The organism is Paenarthrobacter sp. NPDC089675, assembly GCF_044749185.1.
Lineage (GTDB): Bacteria > Actinomycetota > Actinomycetes > Actinomycetales > Micrococcaceae > Arthrobacter.
This window is the reverse complement of the sequence record NZ_JBIVHM010000006.1, coordinates 129533-143886: the sequence shown is the minus strand read 5'-3', so window position 1 is coordinate 143886 and position 14354 is coordinate 129533. Positions and strand designations below refer to the sequence as shown.

At 63.2% G+C, this 14354-nt stretch carries 10 protein-coding genes; 7 read left to right on the top strand and 3 right to left on the bottom strand.

What is annotated here, in order from left to right:
• Nucleotides 1-7: 7 nt before the first annotated feature.
• Nucleotides 8-1294 carry a hypothetical protein gene (locus tag ACIPY2_RS14390; protein ID WP_400267071.1) on the top strand — a complete coding sequence of 429 codons (1287 nt, stop codon included), beginning with the start codon at nucleotides 8-10 and terminating at the stop codon, nucleotides 1292-1294.
• A gap of 8 nt (nucleotides 1295-1302) precedes the next feature.
• Here the strand turns inward: ACIPY2_RS14390 and ACIPY2_RS14385 are convergent, their stop codons facing one another.
• Both ACIPY2_RS14385 and ACIPY2_RS14380 read right to left on the bottom strand, forming a co-directional pair.
• A complete protein-coding gene (locus ACIPY2_RS14385; RefSeq protein ID WP_400267070.1) occupies nucleotides 1303-2220 on the bottom strand; it encodes a diguanylate cyclase in 918 nt (305 codons plus the stop codon).
• Nucleotides 2217-5645 carry a response regulator gene (locus tag ACIPY2_RS14380; protein ID WP_400267069.1) on the bottom strand — a complete coding sequence of 1143 codons (3429 nt, stop codon included), beginning with the start codon at nucleotides 5643-5645 and terminating at the stop codon, nucleotides 2217-2219. Before ACIPY2_RS14380 ends, ACIPY2_RS14385 begins: the two co-directional genes overlap by 4 nt.
• 360 nt (nucleotides 5646-6005) lie before the next feature.
• Between ACIPY2_RS14380 and ACIPY2_RS14375 the strand changes: the two genes are divergently transcribed.
• Nucleotides 6006-7082 carry a hypothetical protein gene (locus ACIPY2_RS14375; RefSeq protein ID WP_400267068.1) on the top strand — a complete coding sequence of 359 codons (1077 nt, stop codon included), beginning with the start codon at nucleotides 6006-6008 and terminating at the stop codon, nucleotides 7080-7082.
• Here the strand turns inward: ACIPY2_RS14375 and ACIPY2_RS14370 are convergent, their stop codons facing one another.
• Nucleotides 7083-8651: a chitinase gene (locus ACIPY2_RS14370; protein WP_400267067.1), complete on the bottom strand. Its 1569-nt coding sequence runs from the start codon at nucleotides 8649-8651 to the stop codon at nucleotides 7083-7085.
• Between the two features lie 220 nt (nucleotides 8652-8871).
• Between ACIPY2_RS14370 and ACIPY2_RS14365 the strand changes: the two genes are divergently transcribed.
• The 5 genes from ACIPY2_RS14365 (at nucleotide 8872) to paaD (ending at nucleotide 14349) form a co-directional block, all read left to right on the top strand.
• Nucleotides 8872-11232: a glycosyltransferase family 2 protein gene (locus ACIPY2_RS14365; RefSeq protein ID WP_400267066.1), complete on the top strand. Its 2361-nt coding sequence runs from the start codon at nucleotides 8872-8874 to the stop codon at nucleotides 11230-11232.
• A gap of 225 nt (nucleotides 11233-11457) precedes the next feature.
• Nucleotides 11458-12453 (top strand): 1,2-phenylacetyl-CoA epoxidase subunit PaaA, encoded by a 996-nt coding sequence (gene paaA, locus ACIPY2_RS14360; RefSeq protein ID WP_144659203.1) that lies wholly within the window; start codon nucleotides 11458-11460, stop codon nucleotides 12451-12453.
• Nucleotides 12453-12881 carry a 1,2-phenylacetyl-CoA epoxidase subunit PaaB gene (gene paaB, locus ACIPY2_RS14355; RefSeq protein ID WP_400267065.1) on the top strand — a complete coding sequence of 143 codons (429 nt, stop codon included), beginning with the start codon at nucleotides 12453-12455 and terminating at the stop codon, nucleotides 12879-12881. The genes paaA and paaB overlap by 1 nt, the downstream gene beginning before the upstream one ends.
• Nucleotides 12878-13795, top strand: a complete 918-nt coding sequence (gene paaC / locus ACIPY2_RS14350) for a 1,2-phenylacetyl-CoA epoxidase subunit PaaC (RefSeq protein ID WP_400267064.1) — start codon at nucleotides 12878-12880, stop codon at nucleotides 13793-13795. The genes paaB and paaC overlap by 4 nt, the downstream gene beginning before the upstream one ends.
• A gap of 5 nt (nucleotides 13796-13800) precedes the next feature.
• Complete coding sequence (gene paaD / locus ACIPY2_RS14345) at nucleotides 13801-14349, top strand: 1,2-phenylacetyl-CoA epoxidase subunit PaaD (protein ID WP_400267063.1); 549 nt, start codon at nucleotides 13801-13803, stop codon at nucleotides 14347-14349.
• The last annotated feature ends 5 nt before the right edge of the window (nucleotides 14350-14354 follow it).

Sequence of the window (14354 nt, the reverse complement as noted above, 5' to 3'; positions counted from 1 at the left end):
GAGGCATGTGGTCTTGGTAGCCATCCTGACGGTCATCATCGCAGTTGCGGGCGCCGATTCAAGCGCAGAGCGGCATGCAACTGCGTCCATGGCGTTCGGGGTTCTCGGGGCCACATGTTCCGCTGACCGCGTCGCCGCACTTCGGCAGGCGGGGGTGTCGGCGGTGGAATTGCCGTTGGCTTGGGACCGCTTCGAGCCGCGGCGGGGAGGGACGGATCGTCAGTACGTCGCCGATGTCCGGAAGCGCCTGGAGACCTGCCGGGATGCCGGCCTGAAAGTGCTCTTGTCTCCCGGCCTGCAGTATCCGCCGGCTTGGGTGCGGAAGCTGCCCGGCGGGCAGCTGAAGGCGAACGACGGCGGCGTGCTGAAGAATGGACCGGCGGAAGTGATCTTCAGCTCGGAGGTAAGGGAAGCGGCGAAAGAGTACTTGGCACGTCTGCTTTCCATCACCGGGGTGGAAGACATAGCAGCCGTACGCGTAGGCACGAACGCCACCGGGGAGTTGGGATACCCGGGCCCCTCCGACGACGGCGATGACCCTCGGTACTGGGGGTTCGGCGATGCTCCCCAACAGGGTAAGGGCTTGGCCGCAGGGGTCCTGCCATCCCCCATGCCGGGATGGATTCCCGGCTCCGCTTCATGGAATGGTCGGGCCGTAAACAGCCGGCAAGTCCAGGAGTGGTGGGACTGGTATGCGGGAGCGGCAATTGGGGCTGTGGTCTGGCAAGTCAATGAGCTGCGGGCCCTCGGGTATCAAGGACGGGTGCAGGTTCCGGTTGCCGGTCGCGGGGTCCTGCCTGCCGACAAAGCGAAGGCCATTGCCGGTTACCTGGATGGGCGGGCAAACCCTGACGGGGCGCAGGAACGGGGTCTGGATTACGTGGCACAGTTCAAAGTTTTGTCACAGCTTTCCGGGGTGGACGTGGACTTTACCGGCTTGGACGACGTGTCTGCGGTGAAGGCGCGAGCCGCCCTGGCGAACCAGGACAGTTGCCAACCGGGGGATGACCATGCGGTGGAGGGAGATGTTGCCTTGTGGTCGTCACACAGATACACGAGCGCCCTGGCACGACGGGCTGGGCTGGGGCTGGTGGGTGAGAACCCGGGGCCTCCGGATTCACCCTCCACGGGCGGATCGGAATGGTCGGACAGTCTCGCAGATCAACTGAGCAGGGCACCCCGCTATGCCGCGGAATGTGGAATGTCGATGTTCCTGTTCGGCTTCGAAGACAATCTTTTCGACGACGGTCGGAGCGGAGTCACCGTGGACGACTACCGGGGCGTCATCCGGTAAAGGCCAACTCATTCCGTCGTGAGTGAACTTGCCACGCGCACCCGGTTCCGCCCTGATGCCTTCGCGGCGTAGAGGGCGAGGTCGGCTTCCTTGAGCAACTCCTCGATCCCCGCGCGGTGTTCATCGGTGTAGGCGGCGAGCCCTGCGCTGATGGTCAGGACACCGTCGGGGTCGCCGGAATGTTCAATCTGGAGAGAGTGCACGGCGGAACGGACACGCTCCATGACCACTCCCGCGCCTTCCGGGGTCTGCCCGCGGAGCACCAGCAGGAACTCCTCGCCGCCAAAACGGTAGACGCCGTCCGATTCCCGGACTTCGCCGGCCAGCGTGGCAGCTATGGACACGAGAGCGGAGTCCCCGGCCTGGTGTCCATAGAGATCGTTGTAGCTCTTGAAGTTGTCCACATCCACCATGGCCAGGCAGTAGTTGCCCAAATAGCCACGGCTGTGGAGTTCGCCAAGGTCCTCGGTAAGTTTCAGCCTGTTGTGCAGCTTGGTCAGGGGGTCCCGGCGTGCTTGCTCGGACAATGCTGACCGGTACCGGGCGAGGTCTGCGTGCAAGGAGGTGATGCGCTGTGCGGCGAGGAGCCGGATGCGCAGGTTGAAGGGGTCCAGCGGTTTGGTGACGTAGTCGTCCGCGCCGGCTTCCATGCCTGCCAGGACGTCGTCCCGGGAACCGTGGGAGGTCACCAGGATGACGTAGGTGTAGGAGTCATCCTCGGCCCCACGGATGGAACGGCACAGGTCCAATCCATTGAGGCCGGGCATCATCAGGTCGGTGACTACGGCCTCGGGCCGGTGCAGCTTAAAAAGCTCCCACGCCTGGTCGCCGTCCACTGCCACAAGGCACTCATGGCCGGACTGCTCCACGGCAGCTTTGGTGATCATCCGCGAAATCTGGTCGTCGTCGGCGATCAGGACTTTCATGGGGCTCCCAACAAAGTACGTTCAAGTGCGTCGTCCACCCGGGACAGTTCCGATTCCAATTGCTCCAGCAGGCGCCCGCCCTCGGTGCGGAATCCGGGGTCCGCAGCGCGGCCCAGCCGTTCCAGCTCCTTGGCAAGTGCCGCAGCCCTTACTGCACCGATGTTCCCGGCAGCGCCGGAGAGCTTGTGCGCCGAGCCGGCCAGGGTCCCGAAGTCTCGTTCGCTCAAGGCTGCCTGCAGCGTGGCCAGGGATTTTCCGGCTTCCTCGCGGAAGGCACGGATGGCGTCCGGAAGCAGGCTCGGCCCGAGCTCCCGGAGCAGTTGCAGGCGGTCGAGATCCAGGACATCGTCCGACGGCGGTGCTGCCGCCACCTCCGCGGCACCCGCCGGGGCGGCGTGTGCTCCCTGGCCATCCGGCGTCGTACGGTCTCTCGCCGTGGCGTCAGGTGCGGCGGCCTTCGGCACCCAACGGGCCAGGATGTCGCCCAGCTTGTCCACATCAACGGGCTTACTGATGTAGTCGTCCATTCCCGCAGCAAAGCAGCGCTCGCGGTCCTCGTCGAGGGCACCGGCGGTCATGGCGATGATGGGGATCCGTGGGCCGCCGTTGTCGCGTGCGCGGATGGTCCGGGTTGCCTCGAAGCCGTCCATGACGGGCATGTGGCAGTCCATCAGCACTGCCGCGTAATCCCCGGTGAGCGTGGCGGCCACTGCTTGCGCGCCGTCGTCCACGATGTCCACTTCGTAACCCAAGCGTGCGGCCATTCCACGGGCCACCAGTTGGTTGACTTCGTTGTCTTCGGCCACCAGGAGCCTGCCGAGCAGCACCTTGGGCCGCGGGGTCGGCGCGGGCTGTGCGGCGGGGAGCGGGGCCTTGCGGGGCTGTGTCCTGGTGGCCACCAAGCGGAGCAAGCGGTTGTAGAACTCGGAGCTGCGCACTGGCTTGGTGAGGTATTCGCGAATGCCCGCCGAGGTGAGGTCCGCCCTGTCCACGGCCATGGTGGAGGTCAGCAGGATGATTGGGGGTGCAGGCGTTCCGTTGCTGTCGGCCTTGATTTGCCGGGCGAGTTCCAGGCCGTCCGTGTCCGGCATGCACATGTCCACCACCGCCAGGTCGAAAGGACTGCTGGAGGCAGTGGCCGTGTGGTACTCGTCCAGGGCTGTCCGCGCGTCGGGTACGGCGATGGGCACCATGCCCCAACTGGCCAGCTGGTTCTCCAGGACCAGGCGGTTGGTGGCATTGTCGTCCACCACCAGGACTTTGCGGCCGGCTAGGGACTCGGGGAGTGTGGCCGTATCAGAGGATGCCGGTCCAACCGGCAGGTCCAGCACGAACCAGAAACGGCTGCCGACGCCGATTTCGCTGTCCAAGCCGATTGCGCCGCCCATCACTTCCGTGAGCCTGCGCGATATCGCCAGGCCCAAGCCCGTTCCTCCGTAACGCCTGGTAGTGGAAGCATCGGCCTGGGCGAAGGATTCAAAGAGTCTCTGATGGTCCTGCGGGCTGATGCCGATGCCCGTGTCCCGGACCTCGAACCGAAGCTTTGCGTTTTCCCCGTCCTGCTCCAGGACGGCTACCTGGATTTCCACCTCGCCTTCGGGAGTGAATTTAACGGCGTTGGAGGACAGGTTGAGGAGGATCTGGCGGATCCGGCCGGCATCTCCCATAAGGCGCTCGGGGACGTTCGGGTGGCAGTAGGAAATCAGCTCGAGGTTTTTGCTTTGGGCGGCTTCCACCACCAGTCCGGCCACCTCTTCCACCAGGGCCCGTGGATCGAACGGGCGGACGTCCAGGTCAACCTTGCCGGCCTCGAGTTTGGAGAAATCGAGGATGTCGTTGATCAGGCCGAGCAGGACCTCCCCGGCCCCCTTGACTCCCTGGGCGTACTGGCGCTGGGCTTCGCTGAGCTCGGTGTCCATCATGAGCGAGGTCAGGCCAATGACCGCGTTGAGCGGGGTGCGGATCTCGTGGCTCATGGTGGCAAGGAACTCGGACTTGAGGCGGCTGGCTTCCAGTGCGGCCTCGCGGGCGTCCAGGAGTTCGGCCTCGGCCGCTTTGCGCTCGGTGATGTCGCGGGAGATGGTTGCCACTCCGTGGATGCCGTCGGCACCCCGGACGGGGGATACCGTGATGGAGACGGGGATGGTCGTGCCGTCCCGGCGCGTCCGCCGTGTCTCATAGTTCTGCATGGTGCCTTCTCCGGCGGCTTTGGCCAGGGCCTGGCGTTCTTCCTCCAAGAGCTCGGCCGGTATGAAGAAGTCGCTCGGCTTGCCGATGACTTCCGACGCCGGGTAGCCATAGATCCGTTCGGCGCCCGGATTCCAGCTGGTGATGATGCCGTCGGGTGTCTTGCCGACGATCGCATCGCCGGAGGAATTGACGATCGCACCCAGGCCTTCAAGCTCGGCAGTCCGTTCAGCCACCTTGGATTCCAGCTCACTGGTCAGGGTGACGTTTTCGACGACGATCAGCACCTGCCGTACGATCACGAACGCCAGCACGATCAAGCCGGTGACCAGGAGGACGCGATCCTCGCCAATGGGCCTGCTCCGGGAGAAAAACACGGCGCTGAAAACGGGCAGGTAGGGGAGGAGTTCGAGCATGGCCGCGTAGGCCCGGCCGTCTTTACGGAAACTCTCCGACTGCGGCACCAAAGGGCTTAGCGCCACCAGGAGGAATGCCAATACCCATCCGAAGGTCAGGGGCGAACCCGTCACGCCACCAATGCCTTCGAGGGTGAAGCGCATGTAGGTGAGGTCCGTGATGGCCAGAATCCAAAACCCGATGCCAAGGCAAAGCCAGGGAAGCCGGCGCCCCCGGGCCGCCCGCATTGTCAGGACTATTACTACGGAGACCATGAAAACGTCGGCGATGGGGTAGGCCATCTGTGTTGCCCGGGCGAACGGGTCTTGGTCGGTCTCTGCGGCTATCGGCCCCAGCAGGGAAGCCCAGACGATGAAGAACATGGCGCTGGCAACAACCCCCGCATCCAGCACTGTGCGCCTCACGGCAAGGCGGACGCCTTGACGTGCGGAAAGGAGTATCAGGCCAATGGATACAGGGAGGGCGTACCAGACAAACCCGATGTCCGCGACGGACGGGAACGGGTAGTTATGGTCAAGGACGACTCCGTTGATCGTCCAGATTGTTTGTCCTGCGCTCCAGAGGGCCAGGCCTCCCACCACGAACCAGCGGGCCACCACGGTGTCCTGGCGCTTCAGCGCCGCCCGTGCGTGGATGACCAGGGCAGTCAGAACCGCCGTCAGGATGGCCAGGTCGCCCGCAAGTTGCGCGTTCGCGGTGCCGGTTCCGCTGGCCACCATAACGCCCAGCAACACAGCGCAGAATCCTGCGGCGATAAGGAAAATCGGCAATGCCTGCCATGTTTGGCGCACAGGCGGAACCTCGTGCTTCACTCCTGCCACTGAACCCCTGCCTTCAAATGTGGCCCCACCAAAAGCGAACTACGCATTCAAGCCGTTGCGATGAGGAGAGCATACGCCAGAAAAGCCCCGCTAAACACGAAAGTGACGCAGTCTTCCCGGACCTTATCCACAAGTCAACGGGGGGAGTTTTTCCCGGTAAGTGCGTCAAACATAGACTCCTGCCAACTGCGCGTAGGGAGCGGCTTGGTACTTGGGGGGATTGCAACGGAAACTGTCGAGCTTGATTCCGGACTTTCCGTAAGAGGCAACCCGGGACAATCACGACGGCGGAGGCCCGCTTTCGCGGTTGCTGCCGCAGCCGCGTCCCTCTCCTTGACCGGGCTGACTGTTACTCCTGCCATGGCAGTGTTGCCACCAACGTGCGCGAGAAGCGGCGCCACGGGCAGCAATGCAACCACGGTGTACACGGTTTCCACTACGGTCAACGACGCCGGAGACGATACAAACGCCATCCAGAACCGGATCAACACCGCAGGATCGGCCGGGGGCGGCGTGGTGAGACTTGTGGCGGGAACGTACATCATCAACGGCAAACTGCGGATGGCCAACAATGTCAGGCTGGAGGGCGCAGGGCCGGCCACGGTCCTCAAGGCAGGCCCCGGCTTCCTGTCCAACAGGGGACCGTCAGGCGGCTATCCGATCGTCACCACCAACAACGCGAGCAACACTACGATCACCAATCTCACCGTGGACCAATCGGGCGACACCCTGGCAGCGAGCGCCGACACGGACGGTCGCCTGGACGAGTACGTCGTTGACGTACGGGGCGGTTCCAACAACGTCGTGGACGGGGTACAGGTGAAGAATCCGTTCACCTACTCCATCGTCGCCGTGGCAACCACGAGGTTCTGCGTGAAACACAGCACCACGATCGCCAGTACCAGCGGAAAATATGACCAGCTCGACGGCATCCATGTCCTGGACTCATCGTTCGGCGACGTCATCAGCAACACCATCGATCAGCGCGTGGGGACTGACGGCGACGACGGCCTCGTAGCCCACACCATCAACGGAACCACCCACGACATCAACTACATCGGAAACAAGGTCCGGGGCGGATCCCGAGGCAACAGTATGCAACTGGCCGTTGGCAACTACTCCATTTACAACCTGACAATCGCGGGCAATGAGTTCTACGGCGCGCCTTACGGGATCCGCACCGGCTACTACGACGACGCCACGGGTGCGGTCAGCGGGATCACGCTGACCGGGAACTACATTCACGACCTGAAGGCCGGTTACGCGTTTCCCGACGGCAGCCATGATGCCACCCACATAGGCGACTTCGATGGAGAGGGTCCGATCACCAACGTGGTCGCCACCAACAACAAGGCTTGTGCAGCCGGGAAGATCTATGTCGTACCCGGCGCCGGTAACCTCAACCAGGGCAACTTCACGCAGGATGGAACCTGCTGACTACTTGGCCGGCGGGCTGGAAAGGAGCTTTGCCAGCTCGTCATTGGGGATTTTCAGCCAGGCCGTATCCGCGGAACCTTGAAGTGCGGCCTCCGGGCTCTGGGCCTGGACCCACCACTTCGCTTCGAAAGCGCGGCCTGCCAGCATGACCCGATCGCCCTTGTGGTAGACGGTTGCAGCCGACCATTCCGGATAAGTTCCGGCCGGGACGGTGATCTCCGGCTGCGGGCGGTCACCCGGGAGGACGGGACCGATCAGCGTCCAGGGTGCTGCCGCGCCGGCCGCCACGGGGTTGTTGGGTACCTCATTCCTGGTCCACCACTTCGCCTCGTAGACGTTGCCCTGCCAGACAATACGGTCCGATTTCACGTAGGTGGCCACGGACGACCAGATGGGGTATGGGCTGGTTGCAGGGTCATCCACGACGGCGGCAGCGGTGGTGGTGATGCCGCTGGGTGCCGGAGAGGCCACGACGTCGCTGGAGGGCCCGCTGATCTTGGCGCCCAGGACGTTGGCGAAGTGCGCTCCGCCTTGGGAAACACCGCTGCAGGCATCGGAGACGACCGTCAGCGTCGGGTAGTTCGGGCCGCATTCGGCATCACGGTTGAGGGACCACATGGACATGCGGCCTAGGCCCTTTTCCTCGGCGAAGTCGTGCAGGCCTTGGGCGTCGGCCAGAGAGAAGACGTCGGCCACCACATCGTTTTGCCCGATCATCGGCGTCAGCCCGATCTTGCGCCATAGGGTCTGCGAGCCGAGGTCCTGGTTGGCTGCTTTGAAAATGTCGCCGAGTTGCGAGTGCGTGGCTTCTGCTGCGGCGATGGAGGCTTGGAGCATGGACTGGCCCTGCACGCGGCTTTCACCGTAGTCCATGGTCATGATGTTTACCCCGGCCAAGTCGACTCCGCCGGCCAGCATCTGCTTCACCGCGGACGTTCCCTCGGCCGTGAGTCCGCCCGGCGCCACGGGAAGTGTCAGCCAGACCGCCAGGTTCTTGCCCTTGGCTGCTTTCTCCTTCTGCAGTGCGGAGACGGCGGTGGATTGGCGGGCGATCGCGTTCACGTCGGCCAGGGCTGTCCCTTCGATGTCGAGGTCGATGCTGTTGAGTTCGTAGCGCTCCACCACGCTGGAGTAGGCGGCCTTGAGCTTGGATTGGTCAGTGCAGGCCGTGGACAGTTCCTTGTTGGTCAAGCCGCCGAAGGAGACCGAGACGCTGCCGCCGGCTTGCCGCAAGCGGGCGATCCGGCGGTCCAGGTCCAGGCCGGTGGCTGCGCTGTCCAGGCTGTAGAACGTCCCCCACGAGGGCGTGCAACCGTCTTTCGCGTCGGCCACGATGAAGGACAACACCACCGATTTGGCGTTATCGCTGACGGGTTGTTCAAACGCATAGCGGGGCGTGGCGGTGACGTCGACGTAGCCGGCGAAGACGGAGGGCGAGGCCGCAGCGGCCTGGGTATCGGCGAAGCTGCGCCAGGAAACCACGCCGGCGCCCACCAATCCTGAAACCAAGGCCAAAAGCATGGTGAGCCGCAATAGGGACAGTTTTCGTCCCGGGAAATATTTCGACATGGAGCACCCAACGTTGTTACCGGATTAAAGGCGGAGCTGAAGCAAACATTGCCGTGAAGCGGCCTGAATAAAACTGTTCCTGTCAATGCTTCACGACTGGAATCGACAGGCGTCCAACCTCGATTACTATAAGGGCAATCGATGTGACTTGGGGCATGGAAGGCGCACGTCGAACCGGCTATCGGGCCCGACACCCGAAAATGCAGTCTGATGGGGATCAATGACAGACCAATTGGTGGATACACCTGACCTTGCGCGGAATCGGAATGAACCATCCCAGGAACCGCCTGAAAGTAAGGGCCGCAGGCGTCAGTGGGGGTCCGAGCGCAGGTCAGAGCCCCTCGCAATCGTCCACCCTGTGCCTTCGTCGAGGAAGATCGTCCTCGGCCGCTTAGCCATTTTGGTGACGGTGGCATCGTGGATTTATTACGTTGTTTCGACCATCATCCGCCAGTTCGTGGATAACCCGAACTCAGGGTTCCGGTTTGGCTTGGAATCGGTTTCTTATCTGATTGTTGTCACTTTTCTGACCTTTTCGGCCCTCATGTACCTCATGGCCAGGCAAGGTGCGCTTTACCGCTTTAAGGAGCACCGCCGGGTTCCGCGTGGAGAACTGGATAGTCACTTCGCTGACTATTCGGACGGAATTACCGTTCTTGTGCCTTCCTACGCGGAAGAACCAGGGGTTGTTCGGGGAACCCTGTGGTCCGCAGCGCTCCAGGAATTTCCGGACTTGCGGGTAGTCCTGCTGCTTGACGATCCGCCCAACCCCACGGACCCTGACAAGATCCAGCGCCTCGAAGAGACCCGTGCCCTTGCCGGGCAGATCGAGAGGGCAATGTCGGGTCCGGCGCAACGTGCCAACGCGGCCCTTGCCGGTTTCCGGGCCGGTTATGCCAACGCTCCACGGAACGCCGTTGCCAAAGCGGCCACGGCTGAGGAATTGCAGACCCTCATCACGGAGTACCATGCGGCCGTGGACTGGCTCGAAGCCATGGCGGAGGCCGAGACTGTTGCCGACCATGTGGACGAGTTCTTCGTTGACCTGGTCATCATGGGACTGGCGCGGGAGCTACGCCTGGTGCTGCTGGCACTGGACGCCGCCAAAGCCCAGGGTTCCGCGCCAAGCCCGGCCCGTATGGAGGAGCTGTATCTCAGGCTGACGTGGATCTTCAACGTCCGCATGGATACGTTCGAGCGAAAGGCGTACGGCAACCTTTCCCACGAGGCCAACAAGGCGATGAACCTGAATGCGTTCATCTCCCTCATGGGCAAGCGGTGGCGGAAGGATGAAACGGACGGCAGCGTAGTGCTGCGCCCGGCGTCCACACCCGGCGAGGATGACCTGGTGGTCCCGGACACAACCTATCTGTTGACCCTCGACGCCGACTCCCTCCTGCTTCGGGATTACTGCCTTCGCTTGGTCTACTTCCTGGAATCCGCAGGGAACGAGCGGGTAGCCGTCACACAGACTCCTTACTCGTCATTCCGTGGTGCCCCTACACGTATTGAACGCATTGCCGGCGCCACAACGGATATCCAGCACATCCTGCACCAGGGCATGTCCTATTACGGTGCCACCTTCTGGGTTGGGGCCAACGCGATCATCCGCAAGCGTGCCCTTGAAGACATTGTGGAAGTGGAAACCGTTGGCGGTTTTGAGGTCAGGACCTACATCCAGGACCGGACGGTCATTGAGGACACGGAGTCCAGCATCGACCTCGGTACGCATGGATGGACCCTGGTCAACTACCCCGAGCGCCTGAGCTACAGCGCCACACCGCCGGACTTCGGTTCCTTGGTGGTGCAAAGGCGGCGTTGGGCGAACGGCGGCCTGTTGATCCTGCCCAAGCTGTGGAACCAGTTGGCGCAGCGCCGGAGCGAGCGGCAGCGGATCCTCATCCGTGAAGTGCTGCTGCGGGTGAATTACATGGCATCGATCACCTGGGCCAGTTTCGGGTTGTTGTTCCTGCTCGCCTATCCCTATGACAGCAGGCTCCTCAGCCCGGCTGTTTTCATCGCCGCGTTGCCGTACTTCCTGTGCATGGGCTCGGACCTGCGCGACTGCGGCCACCGTTTCAGCGACATTTTCCGGATCTACGGGTTCAACCTCATCCTGCTTCCGGTGAACCTCGCAGGCGTGCTGAAATCCCTGCAGCAGGGACTGACTGGAGACAAGATTCCGTTCGTCCGAACACCCAAGGTCAAGGACCGGACCGCGGCGCCGGCGATCTACGTGCTGATCCCGTATGCAATCGTGGCCTTTTCCGTCCTGACCATCTGGCGGGACGTCCAACAGCAGAACTGGGGCAACGTCGCGTTCGCGAGCCTGAACGCCGTCCTTGCCATGACCTGCATCCAGGCTTACATCGGGATCTGGAACTCGCTGGTTGACGTGTTCCTCGGGACCGTGAACTGGCTCTACGTGACGCCCAAGTCCAAGGCTCCGCAAGTATCGCCGGTGGTTCCCAAGACTGCTGAGGAAGTGGACTGGAAGTCGATCCTGTACCACGGCGACCGGAGGCTCAACCGGGACCTCCGCGGCGGAACCGACCGCCGTCGTCGGATCTCGCTCCGCTAGCGATCTGTCCAAACCCGGGCCCGGCACTGTGCCGGGCCCGGGTTTTTTGCTGGATCATTCCGCCGCTTCCGGTCCCGAGGCCCGGGAAGACGGCCCACAGCGGCGGCAAACACGAATGATCCGGCAGAATCCCGCTCCCGCCCCGAATCGTGCCGCAAAAGGTTGACGGCAATCGCCCGCTCCGCATATTCTGAACGAACGGTCGGTAATTTATTAGGAGCAACCATGGCATCGCAGAATCTGCAGTCAGTGCCCGCTGAGCTGTCCCCGGAGGAACAGGAGCGGGAGGCAGCCGGTCAGGCGTACTTTGATCGCATCATTTCGGAAGACTCGCGCATCGAACCGCGCGACTGGATGCCTGCGGCTTACCGCAAGACTTTGCTGCGCCAGATCTCGCAGCACGCACACTCGGAAATCATCGGCATGCAGCCCGAAGCCAACTGGATCACCCGCGCTCCTAGCCTGAAGCGCAAGTCCATCCTTATGGCCAAAGTCCAGGACGAGGCGGGCCACGGCCTGTACCTATACTCCGCAGCAGAGACGCTGGGGCAGTCCAGGGACCAGATGATGGAAGACCTCATTGCCGGCAAGGCCCGGTACTCGTCGATCTTCAACTACCCCACGATTTCCTGGGCGGACATGGGGGCCATCGGCTGGCTTGTTGATGGCGCGGCCATCTGCAACCAGGTGCCCCTGTGCCGTGCCTCGTACGGTCCTTACGGACGCGCAATGGTGCGCATCTGCAAGGAAGAGTCCTTCCACCAGCGCCAGGGTTTCGAGATCCTGCTGGAACTGTCCAACGGCACGCCGGCTCAGAAGCAGATGGCCCAGGACGCCGTGAACCGCTGGTACGCGCCGTCGTTGATGATGTTCGGCCCGCCGGATGACGATTCACCGAACTCCAAACAGTCCATGGCCTGGAACATCAAGCGCTTCAGCAATGACGAACTGCGCAGCCGGTTCGTCGGGATGATGGTGGAGCAGGTCAAGGTCCTGGGCCTCACGCTGCCTGACAAGGACATCCGTTTCAACGAAGAAACCAAGAAGTGGGAGCACGGACCCCTGGACTGGAACGAGTTCAAGGAAGTCCTGGCCGGCCGCGGTCCCTGCAACTCGCAGCGCATCGAGCGCCGCCGCGAGGCACACGAAAACGGTGCCTGGGTTCGGGAAGCAGCAGTGGCGTACGCCCGCAAGCAAGCAGAGAAAGTGAACGCAGCATAATGGCTCCCCACGGTAACCCGGAAGAACCGGCAAGCGCTGCCGGCGACATCAAGCGCGAGGCACCCAAGGTGGCTGCCACCACGGCGGAAAGCACGACGCCGGAACGCGCCCCAGCGGCACCCACCACCTCCGGTGCCTCCCACCAAGAGACCCCTTGGAGCCTGTGGGAGGTCTTCGTGCGCTCCAGTCGCGGCCTGTCACACGTGCACGCAGGTTCGTTGCACGCACCTGACGCCGCCATGGCCCTGCGCAACGCCCGTGATCTGTACACCCGCCGCAATGAGGGTGTGTCCATTTGGGTTGTCCCGGCCGAGGCGATTTCCTCCAGCGATCCCGATTCCAAGGGTTCCTTCTTCGAGTCGCCGCAAGGCAAGGATTACCGCCACGCGACGTACTACACCAAGAGCGAAGGCGTGAAGCACCTGTGAGTACCAACCAAACCGACTTCGCCATCGAAGGCCACGGCGACATCTCCGTCGGCGTCCACGGCGCCGGCGCCTCCGGCGACGGTTCGGCCAGCGCCACCCGCATCACTCCCGGCAACGCCCTGCGTCCCGAAGACATCGCCCTTGAGGTCCGCCGCGGACAGGTGAAGCCCAGCGAAGACGTGGCCGAATACGCATTGCGTCTCGGGGATGACGGCCTGATCCTTGCCCAGCGCTTGGGCCACTGGATCTCCCGGGCTCCCGAACTTGAGGAAGACATCGCGTTGGGCAACATCGCGTTGGACCAGTTGGGCCATGCACGGTCCTTCCTGACCTACGCCGGTGCCGCCTGGGACAAGTCCGAGGACGACCTCGCCTACTTCCGCCGTGAGCACGAGTTCCGTTCCGCGCACCTCTTCGAACAGCCCAACGGTGACTTCGCGGTGACCATCGCACGCCAGTTCATCGTGAGCTTCTACCAGTTCGAGCTCTACACGGCGCTGACGGCATCCACGGATGCCACCTTGGCAGCTATTGCCGCGAAGGCCGTGAAGGAAGTGGACTACCACCGCGATCACAGCGCACAGTGGGTCCTGCGCCTGGCCGGCGGCACGGAAGAGTCCAGGGCGCGCATGATCCAGGGCTTCAAGCTCGTATGGCCGTACGTCGAGGAGCTCTTCGAGGATGACGAGCTCACTACGCGCCTTAGCGAGGCCGGTGTCACGGTGCAGCCCTCCAGCCTCCGCGAAGCTTTCGACCGCCTCACCGGGGAGATCTTCGCCGAGGCCGAACTGGAGATCCCTGGCGTTCCCCAGTCCTTGGGCGGCGGCCGGCGCGGCAAGCACTCCGAGCACCTGGGCTACGTTCTTGCCGAGATGCAGGTCCTGGCGCGCGAGCACCCGGGCGCGAGCTGGTGATCAGCGTGTCCACGCAAACGCTGACCAGCGCCGAGCAGCAGGCCTGGGGGATTGCTGCCACGGTCTGCGATCCGGAGATTCCCGTTCTCACCATTGAAGACCTGGGGATCCTGCGCGGCGTGCGGGTCACCTCGGCTGAAGCGACGGAAACGCACGACGCCGGCCCTGCAAGTACCGCCGTCGAGGTCACCATCACGCCCACGTACTCGGGTTGCCCGGCGATGGATGCCATTGGTGATGACCTGCGGACCGCATTCGGCAACGCCGGCTACGCCAGTGTAGACATCAACCTGGTGCTGTCCCCGGCGTGGACCACGGACTGGATGACCGAGTCCGGCAAGGCCAAGCTTGAGGAGTACGGCATCGCTCCGCCCTCGGGCCGCGCAGCTGCCGGTGGGCATTCGGGTCCCGTCCGCCTGAGCCTCGCGGTCAAGTGCCCACAGTGTTCATCGCTGAACACCAAGGAACTCACCCGCTTTGGTTCCACATCCTGCAAGGCATTGTTTGTCTGCCAGGACTGCAAGGAACCGTTCGACTACTTCAAAGTCCTCTAAGGAAA